This window comes from Stenotrophomonas sp. PS02300 (genome assembly GCF_029959395.1).
In the GTDB taxonomy this organism is placed as follows: Bacteria; Pseudomonadota; Gammaproteobacteria; order Xanthomonadales; family Xanthomonadaceae; genus Stenotrophomonas; species Stenotrophomonas maltophilia_AD.
Map to the genome: position 1 here is coordinate 1 of NZ_JASCOP010000045.1, position 14,988 is coordinate 14,988.

The 14,988-nt window shown below is 65.5% G+C and carries 15 protein-coding genes; 6 read left to right on the top strand and 9 right to left on the bottom strand.

Annotated features, from left to right (window positions below; translation table 11 throughout):
* From QMX79_RS10260 to QMX79_RS10275, 4 genes are all read left to right on the top strand, one after another.
* Positions 1 to 301: SIS domain-containing protein (locus tag QMX79_RS10260; protein WP_282246663.1), on the top strand; the 301-nt coding region annotated here is incomplete at its 5' end.
* 167 nt (positions 302 to 468) lie between these two features.
* Entirely contained in the window at positions 469 to 2,799 is a 2,331-nt protein-coding gene (locus QMX79_RS10265) for a TonB-dependent receptor (RefSeq protein WP_282246664.1), read from the top strand.
* A 498-nt stretch (positions 2,800 to 3,297) separates the two neighbouring features.
* Positions 3,298 to 3,756: a DUF2846 domain-containing protein gene (locus QMX79_RS10270; protein WP_282246687.1), complete on the top strand. Its 459-nt coding sequence runs from the start codon at positions 3,298 to 3,300 to the stop codon at positions 3,754 to 3,756.
* A 228-nt stretch (positions 3,757 to 3,984) separates the two neighbouring features.
* Positions 3,985 to 4,416 carry a CBS domain-containing protein gene (locus QMX79_RS10275; RefSeq protein WP_210131099.1) on the top strand — a complete coding sequence of 144 codons (432 nt, stop codon included), beginning with the start codon at positions 3,985 to 3,987 and terminating at the stop codon, positions 4,414 to 4,416.
* Positions 4,417 to 4,443: 27 nt separating this feature from the next.
* Here QMX79_RS10275 and QMX79_RS10280 read toward each other — a convergent pair whose 3' ends face one another.
* The 6 genes from QMX79_RS10280 to gloA all read right to left on the bottom strand — a co-directional run bounded on the left by QMX79_RS10280 (position 4,444) and on the right by gloA (position 9,492).
* A complete protein-coding gene (locus tag QMX79_RS10280) occupies positions 4,444 to 5,142 on the bottom strand; it encodes a hypothetical protein (RefSeq protein WP_282246665.1) in 699 nt (232 codons plus the stop codon).
* Entirely contained in the window at positions 5,139 to 5,348 is a 210-nt protein-coding gene (locus QMX79_RS10285; protein ID WP_282246666.1) for a hypothetical protein, read from the bottom strand. Before QMX79_RS10285 ends, QMX79_RS10280 begins: the two co-directional genes overlap by 4 nt.
* A gap of 210 nt (positions 5,349 to 5,558) precedes the next feature.
* Positions 5,559 to 6,998 (bottom strand): UdgX family uracil-DNA binding protein, encoded by a 1,440-nt coding sequence (locus QMX79_RS10290; protein WP_282246667.1) that lies wholly within the window; start codon positions 6,996 to 6,998, stop codon positions 5,559 to 5,561.
* Positions 6,995 to 8,302: a putative DNA modification/repair radical SAM protein gene (locus QMX79_RS10295; RefSeq protein WP_282246668.1), complete on the bottom strand. Its 1,308-nt coding sequence runs from the start codon at positions 8,300 to 8,302 to the stop codon at positions 6,995 to 6,997. Before QMX79_RS10295 ends, QMX79_RS10290 begins: the two co-directional genes overlap by 4 nt.
* 134 nt (positions 8,303 to 8,436) lie before the next feature.
* Positions 8,437 to 8,865 (bottom strand): VOC family protein, encoded by a 429-nt coding sequence (locus QMX79_RS10300; RefSeq protein ID WP_193069514.1) that lies wholly within the window; start codon positions 8,863 to 8,865, stop codon positions 8,437 to 8,439.
* Positions 8,866 to 8,964: 99 nt separating this feature from the next.
* The gene (gene gloA, locus QMX79_RS10305; RefSeq protein WP_282246669.1) at positions 8,965 to 9,492 is read right to left on the bottom strand and encodes a lactoylglutathione lyase; all 528 of its coding nucleotides are present in this window, start codon (positions 9,490 to 9,492) and stop codon (positions 8,965 to 8,967) included.
* A 102-nt stretch (positions 9,493 to 9,594) separates the two neighbouring features.
* Here gloA and QMX79_RS10310 point away from each other — a divergent pair, with 102 nt between their 5' ends.
* The gene (locus tag QMX79_RS10310) at positions 9,595 to 10,707 is read left to right on the top strand and encodes a PLP-dependent cysteine synthase family protein (RefSeq protein ID WP_282246670.1); all 1,113 of its coding nucleotides are present in this window, start codon (positions 9,595 to 9,597) and stop codon (positions 10,705 to 10,707) included.
* A gap of 126 nt (positions 10,708 to 10,833) precedes the next feature.
* Positions 10,834 to 12,864, top strand: coding sequence for a M3 family metallopeptidase (locus QMX79_RS10315; protein WP_282246688.1), 2,031 nt, complete (start codon positions 10,834 to 10,836; stop codon positions 12,862 to 12,864).
* Between the two features lie 108 nt (positions 12,865 to 12,972).
* Here QMX79_RS10315 and QMX79_RS10320 read toward each other — a convergent pair whose 3' ends face one another.
* The 3 genes from QMX79_RS10320 to QMX79_RS10330 all read right to left on the bottom strand — a co-directional run bounded on the left by QMX79_RS10320 (position 12,973) and on the right by QMX79_RS10330 (position 14,946).
* Positions 12,973 to 13,776 (bottom strand): glucose 1-dehydrogenase, encoded by an 804-nt coding sequence (locus QMX79_RS10320; protein ID WP_282246671.1) that lies wholly within the window; start codon positions 13,774 to 13,776, stop codon positions 12,973 to 12,975.
* Positions 13,767 to 14,360, bottom strand: coding sequence for a DUF1415 domain-containing protein (locus tag QMX79_RS10325; RefSeq protein WP_282246672.1), 594 nt, complete (start codon positions 14,358 to 14,360; stop codon positions 13,767 to 13,769). The genes QMX79_RS10320 and QMX79_RS10325 overlap by 10 nt, the downstream gene beginning before the upstream one ends.
* 103 nt (positions 14,361 to 14,463) lie before the next feature.
* On the bottom strand, positions 14,464 to 14,946 hold the full coding sequence (locus tag QMX79_RS10330; RefSeq protein ID WP_282246673.1) for a YajQ family cyclic di-GMP-binding protein: 483 nt from the start codon (positions 14,944 to 14,946) through the stop codon (positions 14,464 to 14,466).
* Positions 14,947 to 14,988 lie beyond the last annotated feature (42 nt).

Here is a 14,988-nt window from a genome sequence, read left to right on the forward strand (position 1 = left end):
GGTGGATGAAGACATGCCGGTGGTGGTGATCGCGCCCAACGACAGCCTGCTGGAGAAGGTCAAATCCAACATGCAGGAAGTGCGCGCCCGCGGCGGCGAGCTGTTCGTGTTCGCCGACCAGGACAGCAACTTCGTCGAATCCGAGGGCGTGCACGTCATCCGCACCCCGCGCCACGCCGGCGTGCTCAGCCCGGTGGTGCACACCATCCCGGTGCAGCTGCTGGCGTACCACACCGCGCTGGCGCGCGGCACCGACGTGGACAAGCCGCGCAACCTGGCCAAGAGCGTGACGGTGGAATAGCAATCGACCAAGATCGATTGCCGGTAGGTAACGACCGTTGGTCGTTACGCTTCTGAAAGAAGGGCGACCCTGAGGGGCCGCCCTTTTTGTTTTCCTCCGCATGCCGCCCAGCCCGTTGCCAGCTTTAATGTAACGTTATAACATCGCGCCTCATTTGAGGGGGATGTATGCGTCGCCACGTTCTAGCAGTTGCCGTTCTACTCACCATCCATAGCGCCTACGCTGCGGACGAAACCACGCTTCCAGAGGTCACCGTCGAAGCCGACCGCCCGTCGCGGGTCGATACCGTGGTCGTGGTGGAAAACATCCAGGCCCAGAACCGTACGCTTGGCAACATGCTCGAGCATGTGTCGGGCGTGCAGAGCAGCGCCTTCGGGCCGAATGCCGGCGCGCCGGTGATCCGCAGCCTGGGCGGCAACCGTGTGCAGGTGCTGGAGGACGGCCAGTCCATTCTCGGCATGAATGCCTTGAGCGGCGACATCAACGTGCCCTTCGACCCGCTCTTCGTCAGGCGCGTGACCGTCAACAAGTCCTCCGACACGGTGCGCTACGGCGGCAACGCGCTTGGCGGCAGCGTCGACATCGATTCGGGCCTGGTTTCCCGCGAGATGGAAAGCAAGGACCAGGAAATGGAGCTGGTGCTGCGGCAGGGGTTCAACGATGTCGATGCGCAGGGCTTCCGCATGAACTTCAACAACCAGCGCAACGTGTCCACCAACGTGCAGATGTCCGTCCAGCGCATCTCGCATTACGACATCCCGGGCGACAGCAAGGCCGATGTCTGCAACAGCCAGTTGTTCCCGGCCGCCGGCGGCGTCAACAGCGCGCTGGCCGATGCCTGCCAGAAGGAAGCACGGGTACAACAGGTCTACAACAAGGCCTCGCAACCGTACATCGACCAGTTCATGACCGAAAACCCGGATTGGGCCGACGGCGAGTTCTCGTACTACACCAACCGGCCCACCTCGGTGTGGATGGGCAGGACCTACGTCAATCCGGCCAACCCGCTGTACCAGGAAGGCACGCCTTCCTACGTGCAGAACCGGATCAACCGCGACGTCACCCCCAACTATCGCGGCACGCTGGGCAACAGCTACTCCCGCAACACGCACCTGGCCGTGGGCTCGACCTACTTCTTCGACCGTGGCTACGTGGCGGCCAGCATGGACTCGAAAGACAGCGAGTACGGCGTGCCCGGCTTCTCGATGGACAACCTGTCCTTCGGCACCGACCTCAGCCAGAGCCGACCGGTCGGCGTAAAGCTCACGCAGGACCGCTACACGCTGGAAGGCATCCTGCGCGACCCGGTCCCGTTCCTTGAAAGTGCGGAGCTCAAGCTCTCGCAGCTGAGCAACACCTCCGGAGAGTACCTGGGCAGTTCGAAAGCCAATGCGTACGACTTCGAGACCTTCCAGGCAGAACTGCTGCTGGCCCACCAGCCGGTGGGCCCCCTGAGCGGTCTGTTCGGTGCCAGCCACCGCGACCGGAACATCCGCGGCAGTGGATCGCAGCGCTACCTTCCAGACGTGGACACCGAGGGCCTGGCAGCCTTCATCAAGGAAACCCTGGACTTCAGTTGGGCATCATTTGACGCCGGCTTCCGCCACGAGCGCGTCGAGCACACGGTCCAACAAGGTGCCTTCACCACCTCCAGGAACTCGCCGAACGCCCCGCTGGAAGACCGTGCGTTCACGCTCAACAGCTACAACGCGGGTGGCTACGTGCAGCTGGGCCGCCTGTTTGGCGCCAAGGCCCGCTACTCGTCCTCGGCGCGCGCGCCCGACGTCAACGAGCTGTACGCCAGCAACCGGCACTACTCGGTGATGACCCAGGAGGAAGGCGACCAGGACCTCAAGCCAGAGCGCGCCCGAAATGCCGAATTCACCCTGCTGTTCAACAATGGCGGCTTTGACATCACCGCCACTGCCTACCGCATGAAGATCGAAAACTTCCTGTACCAGGGCTATTCCGGCCTGCAGACCGCCAACCGCCTGCCGCTGAAGTACTGGAAGCAGACGGACACCACCGTCAAGGGCTTCGAAGTCGATGTATCGCAGTCACTCGATCTGGGCAGCTACGGCAAGCTCGCGCTCTCGGCGTTCTCCGATCTGGTGAAGAACAAGGCCGACAACCCGGATTCCCTGCGCGCACACAACGACGGCGAGTACCTGCCCAACATGCCGACCAACCGCTTCGGTGCCAACGTTGCCTGGGAGCGCGGTGGCTGGAAGGCGAGGGTGTCGAGTACCTACTACGACAAGCAGAAGTACCGGGGCAAGAACGTAAGCCAGGAGATACCGTTGGATGCCTTCAACCTGCTGGACGCCCAGGTCAGTTACGCGTTCGCCATGCGCAATGCGGTGGTGCAGGGCGTAGAGGTCTTCCTCAGCGGATCCAATCTGCTCGATGAGGACGCCCGGCCGCACAACTCACCGCTGAAGTACATCGCGCCGCTGCCCGGGCGTGGCTTCCAGGTGGGCGTGACCGTGAAGCTGTAGTCACGATGATGGAGCTGCTCGTACTTGCCGCCACGTGTGGCGGTGTGGTGGCCTGCACGTGCCGGGGGACGGCAAGGCATCAGCGAGTACGCGCCCCCGTAGCTGCCAGCCTCGGGGCGACCCTGGTGCTGTGGGCGCAGGCGAACGCCTTCTCGCCATCGACGTCGGCGTTACCACTCATGCTTGCCCTGGCAGGTAGCGCATTGATGATCGCTGCGCTGGTGGAGAACCGTCGCTTGCTGTCGCTGTGGAAGTGGGGACGGGACGCGCATACGGAATGATGCGGGGCCGGAACTCGGAGGGAGGTTCGATCCGGTACGCCGAAGTGGAAGATCGGTAGTCCCGGCGGCTGCAGCTGACGCCCCCTATACAGGTTCAGAGGGGCCCGGATAGACTTCGCGACGGCGCCAGGCCGCGACCCCACCGCACCCGACTCGCCATCCGATGTCCAACAATCGCGTGCAGGATGCACGCCACAGGGGGCTTTGTTTGAACAAGATGTTGATGCTGGGGGTGGCCGCGGCCATCGCCCTGATGTCCGGCTGCGCGTCGGTTCCGATGGCCGACAAGGGCACGCTGGATGTCGCCAAGACATTCCCCGCGCCAGAAGCGGGGAAGGCCGGTGTGTACGTGTTCCGCAACAGCGGCGTGGGCCAGGCGCTCAAGAAGGACGTCCTGATCGACGGGGAGTGCCTGGGTGAGACGGCAAACAAGGTGTTCTTCTACACCCTGGTTCCGGGCGACCGCGAGCACACCTTCTCCACCGAGTCGGAGTTCTCGCCGAACGATCTGAAGCTGGTCACGGCCTCGGGCCAGAACTACTTCATCCGGCAGTCCATCAAGATGGGCGTCTTTGTGGGTGGCGCCAAGCTGGAGGCGGTGCCGGAGGCAGAAGGGCGCCGCCAGATCGCCAGCCTCAAGCTTGCTGCGCACGGCACGTGCTCGGCCAAGAAGTGAATGGGTAGGTAGCGACCGTCGCTCGCTACACCACGCCAGGCAAAGGGCGGTCCACCGGGGCCGCCCTTTGCCGTTTCTGGCGTCGGGAAAACTTTAGTCGAGTCCGCCCGCGACATTCAGCGTCGGTTCTAGTCGAAATGCGATTCTCGGGGTGTCAGCCGCTGGCTGCGTCAATCGGTCCCACCACGCAAGGCGTGTGGCTTCACCCAGTCTGCAACAGGAAAAAGAATGAACGTCCGCGAACTTCTGCAATCCAAGAAAGACTCCGTTGTCACCATCGACGTCGAAGACACGATCGGCGCCGCCGCCCACAAGATGAGCGCGCACAAGATCGCCGCGCTGGTGGTGATGAAGGACGATGCACCGGTCAGGATCATCTCCGAGAAAGACATCGTGCGCAGCCTGGCCGACGACGGCCCGCAGGCAGGCCGCCGGGTCATCGCCACGCTTCCCTCGGCCGGCCTGGAAGGCATCGCCCCCGAGGCGACCCTGAAGCAGGCCATGGCGCTGATGACCTACTCGCGCCACCGCCACCTGATGGTGACCGAAGGCAGCAAGCTGGTGGGCATCCTCAGCCTGGGTGACATCGTCAAAAACCTGCTCAGCGAGCTGGAGCTGGAGAAGGCGGTTCTTCAGGACATCTACATGGCTGCCCATTAGCCATGGGACTCGGAGTGGAGCGGGCGCTTAGTCCGCTACCACTCGTTGGCGAACTTTCCTGCTGATCTCCCGCATGGCGCGTAGCGCCTCCTGAGCCTTTACGAGGTCTGAGTCGGACAGCTGCTCCGTGCCAGACGGCAGGAACCAGCCCCTTATGCAGCTGAAGTCCCTCAGCGCAATCTGGACGTGGCTGTCCCTGTGAAACCCCGAGTTTGGCGCAATCTCGGGGCCTTGCCGGAAAGCGCCCCGTACCGCTTGGAACTGCGGCAGGCCGGCGACTTCACTGCGGCTGCTGTGTATGAAGTTGAACACTGCCCGATCAAGTCCACGAAGAAGTATTTCCTCGTCAAGCGGATTCACCGGGGCGTTCAACGGTATTGACTGTCCGATTCGCAGATAGCCTGCTTGAAAGTTGAGGTAGGCATTCTCGAACTCCAGCCGACCTGCCTTGGTGGTCATATCCAGGCAACGTTGGACGCTGAAGACGCAGCCGACGACAGCCGGTGTTGCTATGGGTCTCGCCGTCAGTCTGCGCGACGGTTCGCTGGCTGCAGCTTCGGCGAATGCCATCGCGCGATCTTCGTCGCCTTCGAACAGATAGAAGCCCGGCCCCAGCCAGTCGTATTGATTGCCACTGGGTGCCGGCGACAACTTTCCCGAAACCAACCCATCTCGTATGGTGACATCGCAGCCGTGATAGCCGATCTGGAGATGTCCATCGTTCATCTGTAGCCGCGCTTAAGCTTGCCAGAAGCGGTCAATATTCCAGACTTGCGTATGATCGCTTCCGCCTGTTCCGGCGTCATGGTGTATATCCTGCGAATTCTCTCCTCGTCGCTCAGCGTGATCAGATCGGCTGCAGTCAACGGGAGGCGCCGGGCTTCGATCACCTTGAAGACGGGCTTCTGCTTGCTGGGTATCGAGATGGTCATGGCTACAGCTTACCTACTGCCGGCTACATGCTTTCCTTTGCCCTTGCTGCGCGCAGTTGAACAGCGCCGGAGCTGGTGGTGGAGGCGCGATAAATCCCGGGAATCGTGCCTGTTCAGCTGATTGTTCGCGGCCGCAGCGAAGTGGTTGATCACTTGTCGCTATTGACGGTGCGAAGCACTGGCAGCTACCTCGTGCCGATAGGAAGGTTGCTACCTGGAGGGGGAGGCTAGTTTCTTCAGGTCTCCCAAAAGCAGGCAATAAGCTTCTTTCTGCGCTGTACCTGCAGGCTGCCGCAACACCCAGGAAGGATGCACCGTCGCAAAGCCGCGCGTGCCGTCTTCCAGCGTATGCCAGCGGCCGCGATCACGGCCCAGGTTGAAGCCGGGGCCAAACACGGCTCGAGCTGCACTGGCGCCCAGGCAGACGATCACCTTCGGGCTCACCTGTTCAATCTCCGCCAGCAGCCAGGGCCGGCACGCATTGATGTGGGTGACCTGCGGTTTGGAATGGATGCGCTTCTTGCCGCGCCGCTCGTAACGGAAGTGCTTCACCGCGTTGGTCAGGTACAGCGTGCTGCGATCAATGCCCAGTTCCTGCAGCGCCCGGTTCAACAGCTGCCCGGCCGGGCCGACGAAGGGGTGCCCGCTCAGGTCCTCTGAATCGCCGGGTTGCTCACCGACCAGCATCACCTGCGCATCGCGCGGGCCTTCGCCGAACACCGTCTGCGTGGCCGGCTCCCAGAGTGGGCAACGGCGGCAACCGGCGGCCGCAGTGCGCAGCTCGTCGAGGGAATCGCCGTTCGCGGTTGCCGGACTGCGCAGGGGAATGTTCTGCTCCGGTATCCGACGTTGTGGTGCCTGCGCTTCACGGTCATGCATTTCCTGCACGCGGTCGCCGGCATCGCGCACAAGCGTGGGCAGCAGGCTCGCCTCCGGCAGGTGCTTCCAGTACCGGGTCGGCATCTCCTGCTGCATCATCCGGGTGTTCAGGCGGGCAGGGTTGAAGATGTTGGCGTAGTAGGTGCGCCACAGTTCTTCGCGCGCATCCTCCACCGGCGCATCGGCCTGCTTGCTTCCGGGGCCGAACGCCAGTTCCTGTCCGTCCCAGCGGACGCTGCGGGTTGGAGTGAGGATCGCCCAGCGCATGCCGGCGAAGCGGCGCGCGAAGAACGGCGCGACCCGGTCCACGATGTGGTGGTCGGGTTCGAACCACGCGATGAACGCATTGTCCTCGCCGGGTACCTCGCGGAAGCGGACGAATGCCTTCATCTTGTGGCTGTCGCGGCGCACCGCCTGGCCCAGCGCCATTGCACGCAGCACGTCCGGGTCGGCGGGGTTGGTCAGCAGGCCGCGCTCGCCGTGCACGATGCGCCAAAGCATGCGGTACAGCAGGGCGTGTCGCTGTGGATCGCTGTGGCACAGGCAGGTGGCCGCCAGTTCGACGAAGGATTTCGGCACCGGGATGCTCGTGCCGTCGCTTTCCGTAGCAGGTAGGCCGGCCAACGACGGCGCGTCCAGCAGCGAGGCGTGACCCTCCTGCAGCCAGTCGAGCTGTTCCGGCGCAACTTGATGCTGCAGCCCCAATCGCGCGGCATCACGCCATGCCTGTACCGACCATGCCGGGTCGACCCGCACACTCCAGCGGCTCATGCGGCGGCGTCGGGGAACAGCGAAGCCTGGCGCGGTGGCGGTGCCAGCCGTGCACGCAGGGCGGTGGGGTCATCCAGGGCGCGGCGCGGGTGATGGTCAGCCAGCTGCACGAACGGCAGCAGCTTGCTCATCGGCGCGCGCAGGCGGGCGACGTCGGCCACGCGCAGGCGGCCGTGGCGGCGCGCCATCAGCACGCGCTTGACGTTGCGCACGCCCAACCCGGGCACGCGCAGCAGCATCTCCTTGGAGGCCACGTTGAGGTCCACCGGGAAGCGCTCGGGGTGGCGGATCGCCCAGGCCAGCTTCGGGTCGATATCCAGGTCGAGCATGCCGTTCTGCGCGGTGTTGGTGATTTCCTCCACGCCATAGCCGTAGAAACGCAGCAGCCAGTCGGCCTGATACAGCCGGTGTTCGCGCGCGAGCGGCGGTGCCTGCACCGGCAGCAGCCGGCTGGCATCCGGGATCGGGCTGAAGGCCGAGTAGTACACCCGGCGCATGCGGTAGTTGCCGTACAGGTTGTCGGCGGCGCCCAGAATCTGCTGGTCGCTGGCGCCGTCGGCACCGACGATCATCTGCGTGCTTTGGCCAGCAGGCGCGAAGCGGGGCACACGGGCGCGGCTCGCGCGCTTGGCCGGGGCGGTTGGTGCCGGTGCCGCCACCGTGGTGGGCTTGGCCTCGCTGGCGGCCTTGGCCTCCTTGGCTTCTTCGATGCGCCAACGCAGTTCACCCATCGCGCCACGAATGGAAGGCAGCGACTTTTCCGGCGCGAAGCTGTTCAGGCCTTCCTCGGTGGGCAGCTCGATGTTGATCGACAGGCGGTCGGCGTAGCGCCCCGCCGCCGCCAGCAATTCAGGCGAAGCTTCGGGAATGGTCTTGAGGTGGATGTAGCCGGAGAAGCGGTGCTCCTCGCGCAGCTGCCGCGCCACTTCGACCATCTGCTCCATGGTGTAGTCGGCATTGCGGATGATGCCGCTGGAGAGGAACAGCCCTTCGATGTAGTTGCGCTTGTAGAAATCCATGGTCAACGCGACCACTTCGGCCACGTTGAAGCGCGCGCGCGGCACGTTGCTGGAGACCCGGTTCACGCAGTACGCGCAGTCGTAGATGCAGAAATTGGTGAGCAGGATCTTCAGCAGCGATACGCAGCGCCCGTCGGGTGTGTAGCTGTGGCAGATGCCGGCGCCTTCGGTGCTGCCGATGCCGCCCGAGCTGCGCGAATCTCGGCGTCCCGCGCCACTGGAGGCACAGGACGCGTCGTACTTGGCGGCATCGGCCAGGATCGCCAGTTTGCGTATCGTCTCCATGGGGAAACGGTAGGGGCGGCCAGTCTCACGTTGTGAGACTGGGGTGGGCGCTGGCTGAAGTGTTCAGGGTGCCGGCGTGGACGCAGCCACCCAGGGGGTGGCTCTACAAGGGCGCGTCTGGGTAAGGTCGGTACTCAGAACGTGACCTTCACCGAGTCGGCGCTGTAGCTCGCCGGGCCGTGGTACACGACCTCGATGTTGTTGCCGTCCGGATCGATCGCGAAGGCGGCGTAGTAGCCCGGGTGGTAGGGGCGTTCGCCGGGGGCGCCGTTGTCCTTGCCGCCTGCGGCCAATGCCGCCTTGTGGAAGGCATCGACGGTGGCGCGGTCGCGGGCCTGGAAGGCCAAGTGGTGGCGGCCGGTCAGTTCACCGGCGGCCGCTTCGCTGTCGGCGGTGGAAATGAACAGCTCATCGGCCCAGAAATACGTATCGCCCTCGCCGGCGATGGGAATGCCGATGGTGTCGAACACCGCCTGGTAGAAGCGGCGGCTGGCCGGCAGGTCGCGCACGATCAGTTGCAGGTGGTCGATCAGCCGGCCGCGGTGCAGTTCCATGGTTTCCATGCGGGTTCCTTCAGTCGAGGGAAGCGCTGGTATACCACCGGCCGGGTAGACGAATTGTTGCCGGCGGTAGGTGACCACCGTTGGTGGTCACGCGGGGCCTCAGCCAACCGGGGTGTTGGAGATGATCTCCACCCAGTAGCCGTCCGGGTCCTTGATGAAGGCCAGGTGCTTCATGCGGCCGTCTTCCAGGCGCTTCTGGTAGGGCACCTGCAGGTCATCGAAGCGCTTGCAGGCCGCGTGGATGTCCGGCACGGAGACGCAGATGTGGCCGAAGCCGCGCGGGTCCTGGTTGCCGTCGTGGTAGACCGGGCCGTCCTGGGTTTCGGTGCCGTGGTTGTGGGTCAGCTCCAGCACGCCGGGAAGCCCGGCCAGCCACAACCGGCGCGCATCGTCGCCTTCCGGGATCTGCGTGCCGGCCGGCAGCAGGGCCAGGAAGTACAGGCTGAACCGGGCTTCGGGGAAATCACGCTGGTCGAGCAGGCGGAAGCCCAGCACGCGGGTGTAGAAGTCCAGCGAGGCGGCGGCGTCCTTGACGCGCAGCATGGTGTGGTTGAACACGAAGCCGGTGGTTTCGGCCGGCGGCTGGGCGGCAACGCCCGGCTGGGACTGCAGGGAGGCAAGGCTCATGGGGGATCCTGTGGGAGGCCGCGCAACGCGGCTGGCCGTTCATTTTAGCGGGGCGGTGGCAAGGGGACGTAGAATGCTGCATCTTCCTGGCCCATCGTCGACATGTCGCAGCGTGAATGGGTGGCCGCCGCCATCCGCAAGATCGAAGCCGATTTCAACCGTTCGGCCGATACCCACCTCATTCCGATGGACCTGCCGGGACACCCGGGCATCGAGCTGTACTTCAAGGATGAATCCAGCCATCCCACCGGCAGCCTGAAGCACCGCCTGGCGCGCTCGCTGTTCCTGTACGCGCTGGCCAACGGCTGGTTGCGCGAAGGGCGCCCGGTGATCGAGGCCTCCAGCGGTTCCACTGCGGTGTCCGAAGCCTACTTCGCGCGCCTGCTGGGCCTGCCGTTCATTGCGGTGATGCCGGCCACCACCTCGCCGGAAAAGATCGCCGCCATCGAATTCCATGGCGGCCGCTGCCACCTGGTGGAGCGCGCCTGCGACCTGAACTGCGATTCGGAAAAGCTGGCCCGCGAAACCGGCGGCCACTTCATGGACCAGTTCACCTACGCCGAGCGCGCCACCGACTGGCGCGCCAACAACAACATCGCCGAATCCATCTTCAAGCAGATGGCCGAAGAGCCACACCCGGTGCCGGAATGGATCGTGTGCAGCCCCGGCACGGGTGGCACCGCCGCCACGCTGGGCCGCTATGTCAGCTATCGCCGCCACGACACCCGCATCCTGTGCGCGGACCCGGAAGTGTCGGTGTTCTTCGACGGCTACCGCGCGGCCCTGGCCGGTGAACCGTGGCGTGACCTCACCTGCAGCGGTGGCTCCCGTGTGGAAGGCATTGGCCGGCCCCGGGTGGAATCGAGCTTCATCCCGACCAGCGTGGATGCCATGGTCAAGGTGCCCGACGCGCTCAGCCTGGCCGCCATGCGCCATGTCAGCCGCCAGCTGGGGCGCCGCGTCGGCGGCTCCACCGGCACCAATTTCATTGGCGTGCTGCATGCCGCCGAGCGCATGCGCGCGGCCGGGCGCAGCGGTTCGATCGTGACGATCCTGTGCGACAGCGGCGAGCGCTATGCGCACAGCTACTACAACCCGGACTGGTACCCGCGGCAGGGCATCGACGTGGAGCAGGCCGATGCGGTGATCGCCGCGGCCGTGGCTGGGCAGGGCCTGCCGGAGCTGCCCAACGCCGCGCTGGAAGCGCTGTACTGAGCGACACCGACCGGTGAACGGCCACGAACCCGTGGCCGCCGGGGCTTGTGCAGCACCGGGTCCGGTGCCATATGGTGGGAAACGCCGGCGTGCCGGCCCCGCTGTCTGGAGACCCCTGTGACCCCTGTGACCCCTGCCAATCCCCTGCTCGATTTTTCCGGCCTGCCCCGTTTCGATGCGATCCAGCCCGAGCATATCGGCCCGGCCATCGACACCTTGCTGGCGCAGGCCGAGGCGGCGGTGAAAGCCGCCGAAACCGTGCAGCCGGTCAGCTGGGCCAGCTTCGTCGAGCCGCTGGACGATGCCACCGAACGCCTGTGGCGCGCATGGGGCCAGGTTGGCCACCTGCAGGCGGTGGTGAACACCCCGGCGCTGCGCGAGGCCTACAACAGCAACCTGCCGAAGGTGACCCGCTTTGGCAGCGCGCTCGGCCAGAACCTGGCGCTGTTCGAGCAGTACCGCGCGCTGGCGGCCACGCCCGAAGCGGCGCAGTACGATCCGGCCCGGCGCAAGGTGCTGGACAACGCGCTGCGTGATTTCCGCCTGGGCGGCGCCGAACTGGACGAGGCCGGCAAGGCACGCTACAGCGCGATCCGAGAGGAGCTCTCGGCGCTGTCGGCGACCTTCTCGCAGAACGTGCTGGATGCCACCGATGCGTGGTCGCTGCACGTTGAAGACCGCAGCGAACTGGCCGGCCTGCCCGGGGATGTGGTGGCCGCTGCCCGCGCCGCGGCGGAGAAGGATGGCCTTCCCGGTTGGAAGCTGACCCTGCAGATGCCGTGCTACCTGCCGGTGCAGACCTACGCCGAACACCGCCCGCTGCGCGAAGCGCTGTACCGCGCCAACGCGCTGCGGGCTTCGGAGTTCGGTGATGCCAAGCTGGACAACAGCGCGCACATCGACCGCATCCTGGCACTGCGTGCCGAGCTGGCCTCGCTGCTGGGGTTTGCCAGCTATGCCGAATACTCCATCGAAACCAAGATGGCCGAAGACGCGCCGCAGGTGCTGGGCTTCCTGCGCGACCTGGCCGCACGCGCCAAGCCCTACGCGCAGCGCGACCGGGCCGAGCTGGACGCGTTCGCACGCGACGAACTGGGCCTGCCCGCGTTGGAGGCATGGGACCTCGCCTTTGCCTCTGAAAAGCTCAAGCAGGCGCGCTACAGCTATTCCGAGCAGGAAGTGAAGCAGTACTTCACCGAGCCGAAGGTGCTGGAGGGTCTGTTCAGCGTCATCCACGGCCTGTATGGCCTGCAGGTGCAGCCCGACCAGGCGCCGGTGTGGCACCCGGACGTGCGCTTCTTCCGCCTGGTGGATGCGCAGGGCGTATTGGTCGGGCAGTTCTACCTGGACCTGTACGCGCGCGAGGGCAAGCGCGGCGGCGCGTGGATGGACGACTGCCGCAACCGCCGTGATACCGCGCAGGGCGTGCAGACGCCGCTGGTGTACCTGGTGTGCAACTTCGGCAAGGGCGCCGAGGGCAAGGCCTCGACCTTCAGCCACGACGAGGTGACCACGCTGTTCCATGAAATGGGCCATGGCCTGCACCAGCTGCTGACACGCATCGGCGAACTGGGCGTGGCCGGCATCAACGGCGTGGAGTGGGATGCAGTGGAACTGCCCAGCCAGTTCATGGAGAACTTCTGCTGGGAGTGGGACCGGGTGCAGGCAATGACCGCGCATGTGGACAGCGGCGAGCCGCTGCCGCGCGCGCTGTTCGACCGCATGCTGGCCGCGCGCAACTTCCAGAGCGGCATGTTCACCGTGCGCCAGCTGGAGTTCGCGCTGTTCGACATGCAGCTGCACAGCAGTTTCGATCCGGTCCAGGACAGCGTGCTGCAGCTGCTGGAACGCGTGCGCGACGAAGTGGCGGTCAACCGCCCGCCGGAATGGAATCGCTTCCCGCACCAGTTCAGCCACATCTTCGCCGGCGGGTATGCGGCGGGGTATTACAGCTACAAGTGGGCCGAGGTGCTCAGTGCCGATGCCTATGCCGCGTTCGAAGAAGCGCCGGACCAGGTCGCGGAAACCGGCAGGCGCTTCCGCGATGAGGTGTTGTCGCGCGGCGGCAGCCGCAGTGCAGCGGAGAACTTCGAAGCGTTCCGTGGGCGCGCACCGAACGTGGATGCGTTGTTGCGCCATAACGGCATGGCCGGTTGATCCCGGGTACCGACCAACGGTCGGTACCTACCGGTTCGGCACCACGGTGGCAAGGACGGAGTGTGCCACCCTCGGTAGGTGCCGACCGTTGGTCGGCACGGCGCTGAATCATTCGGCGTAGATCATCGTCCGCGTCATTCCGCCATCCACCACATGGTCCTGCCCGGTGATGAACCCGGACAGGTCCGAGAGCAGGAACACGGCCAGTGCACCGATATCTTCGGGCTGGCCGACCCGGCCCACCGCATGCTGGGCATGGTCGCGGCGCGACAGCTTCGGCGTGCGCCGCCTTGCCGGGGCCTGCCAGGCATCGGTGGTGATCCAGCCGGGGCTGATGCTGTTGACCCGCACATCGGGCCCGCTGCTGATCGCCAGTGCGTGGGTAAACGCCACCAGTCCGCCTTTCGCCGCGGCATAGGCTTCGCTGTCCGGCTCGGACTGCCAGGCCCGGGTGGAGGCGATGTTGATGATCGAACCGCCGGCCTGCGCGCGCAGCGCCGGCAGGGCGTGCTTGCTGCACAGGAACGCCCCGTGCAGGCTGGACAGGCGGCGCTGCCATTCGGCCAGCGTCATCTCCGCCAGCGGGGTGCCGTGCGCGCTGGCGATGCCGGCGTTGTTGACCAATCCATCAATCCGACCGAAACGCTTCAGCGTGGCCTTGACCAGCGCCTGCACGCTGCGTTCGCTGGCCACATCCGCGCGCTGGAACGCGGCGCGCTCGGGCAGTGCCCATTCCTTCAGGCAGGCGCGGCCGGCGTCGGCGTCCAGGTCGGCGATCATCACGCTGCCGCCCGCCCCCAGTACTGCCTGCGCGATGCCACGGCCCACGCCCTGCGCGCCACCGGTGACGATCACCACGCGGTCGCGCAGCGGTTGCGCGGGCCAGTCGGTGATGGCCGGGGTCAGTGGCACCGGGGGGTGTCCTTGCGGCCGAGCAGGCGGGTCCAGCCTTCAATGCCCAGCTTGTCGAGGGTTTCAATGTTGCGTTCGACGATCACGTCCGGATCCGGGAACGCGGCCACGGCGCGTTCCACGCTGTCTTCGCGCAGCAGGTGCAGGGTCGGGTAGGGCGCGCGGTTGGTGTAGTTGCTCACGTCATCCGGCGCGACCCCGGCGAACTGGTACTGCGGGTGGAAGCTGGCCACCTGCAGGATGCCCTGCAGGTCCAGCGCCTCGATCGCGGCATCGGCGTTGTCGAGGAAGTCGTTGTAGTCCAGGAAATCGGTCAGCACGTCCGGGTGCACGATCAGCGTGGTGTCGATCTGCTCGGCCGGGGTGTCGCGCAGCAGCACCAGCTCTTCGGCGAGTTCTTCCACCAGCGCTTCGACGGTGGTCGCGTCGCTCAGCACGAAGCGCACCTGGTCCTTGACGTACACCGCCTTGGCGAACGGGCACAGGTTCAAGCCGATCACGATCTGCTCCAGCCAGCGCCGGGTTTCGGCGATGGGATCGCTGCCGTCAGGCGCGGTGTCGGCGGGCAGGGGCAGGTCATTCATGGCGGGCGGTATCGCGGGCTGGGCAGCGCATTGTACGGCGGCTGCCCAGGGCGGGCGTGATCGGGGCCAGGGCCGGGCAGGGCCCGGCACCCGGCGCGCTGGATCAGTCGCGGAAATTGTCGAACTGGAGCGGGACCTCGAACGTTCCCTTTTTCAGCAGGGCCATCACGTCCTGCAGGTCGTCGCGCTTCTTGCCGGTCACGCGCAGCTTGTCGCCGTTGATCTGGCTTTCGACCTTGAGCTTGGCTTCCTTGATTGCTGCCGCGATCTTCTTGGCCACCTTCTGCTCGATGCCCTGTTTCACGGTGATCTTCTGGCGGGCCCCGGCGAGGTTGGTTTCGATATCGCCGAATTCCAGGCAGGCTGCGTCGATCTTCCGCGCGGTCAGGCGCTGGCGCAGGATGTCGGTCATCTGCTGCAGCTGGAAGTCGCTCGGGGCGGACTGGCTGATCACGCTGTCTTCCAGCACGAACCTGGCATCCACGCCCTTGAAGTCGAAGCGGGTGGACAGCTCGCGGTTGGCCTGGTCGACCGCGTTGGTCAGTTCGTGGATGTCGACTTCGGAAACGACGTCAAACGAGGGCATGGGGATTCTCCTGCAGGTGAAGCCCCCATTCTAACCAACCGC

What these genes read in the sequence shown, in the direction of transcription:
- QMX79_RS10285 (WP_282246666.1), bottom strand. Translation starts at nt 5,348, where the DNA reads ATGACCATCTCGATACCCAGCAAGCAGAAGCCCGTCTTCAAGGTGATC.
- QMX79_RS10295 (WP_282246668.1), bottom strand. Translation starts at nt 8,302, where the DNA reads ATGGAGACGATACGCAAACTGGCGATCCTGGCCGATGCCGCCAAGTAC.
- QMX79_RS10265 (WP_282246664.1), top strand. Translation starts at nt 469, where the DNA reads ATGCGTCGCCACGTTCTAGCAGTTGCCGTTCTACTCACCATCCATAGC.
- gloA (WP_282246669.1), bottom strand. Translation starts at nt 9,492, where the DNA reads ATGAGCCTTGCCTCCCTGCAGTCCCAGCCGGGCGTTGCCGCCCAGCCG.
- QMX79_RS10300 (WP_193069514.1), bottom strand. Translation starts at nt 8,865, where the DNA reads ATGGAAACCATGGAACTGCACCGCGGCCGGCTGATCGACCACCTGCAA.
- QMX79_RS10310 (WP_282246670.1), top strand. Translation starts at nt 9,595, where the DNA reads ATGTCGCAGCGTGAATGGGTGGCCGCCGCCATCCGCAAGATCGAAGCC.
- QMX79_RS10330 (WP_282246673.1), bottom strand. Translation starts at nt 14,946, where the DNA reads ATGCCCTCGTTTGACGTCGTTTCCGAAGTCGACATCCACGAACTGACC.
- QMX79_RS10275 (WP_210131099.1), top strand. Translation starts at nt 3,985, where the DNA reads ATGAACGTCCGCGAACTTCTGCAATCCAAGAAAGACTCCGTTGTCACC.
- QMX79_RS10290 (WP_282246667.1), bottom strand. Translation starts at nt 6,998, where the DNA reads ATGAGCCGCTGGAGTGTGCGGGTCGACCCGGCATGGTCGGTACAGGCA.
- QMX79_RS10280 (WP_282246665.1), bottom strand. Translation starts at nt 5,142, where the DNA reads ATGAACGATGGACATCTCCAGATCGGCTATCACGGCTGCGATGTCACC.
- QMX79_RS10270 (WP_282246687.1), top strand. Translation starts at nt 3,298, where the DNA reads ATGTTGATGCTGGGGGTGGCCGCGGCCATCGCCCTGATGTCCGGCTGC.
- QMX79_RS10325 (WP_282246672.1), bottom strand. Translation starts at nt 14,360, where the DNA reads ATGAATGACCTGCCCCTGCCCGCCGACACCGCGCCTGACGGCAGCGAT.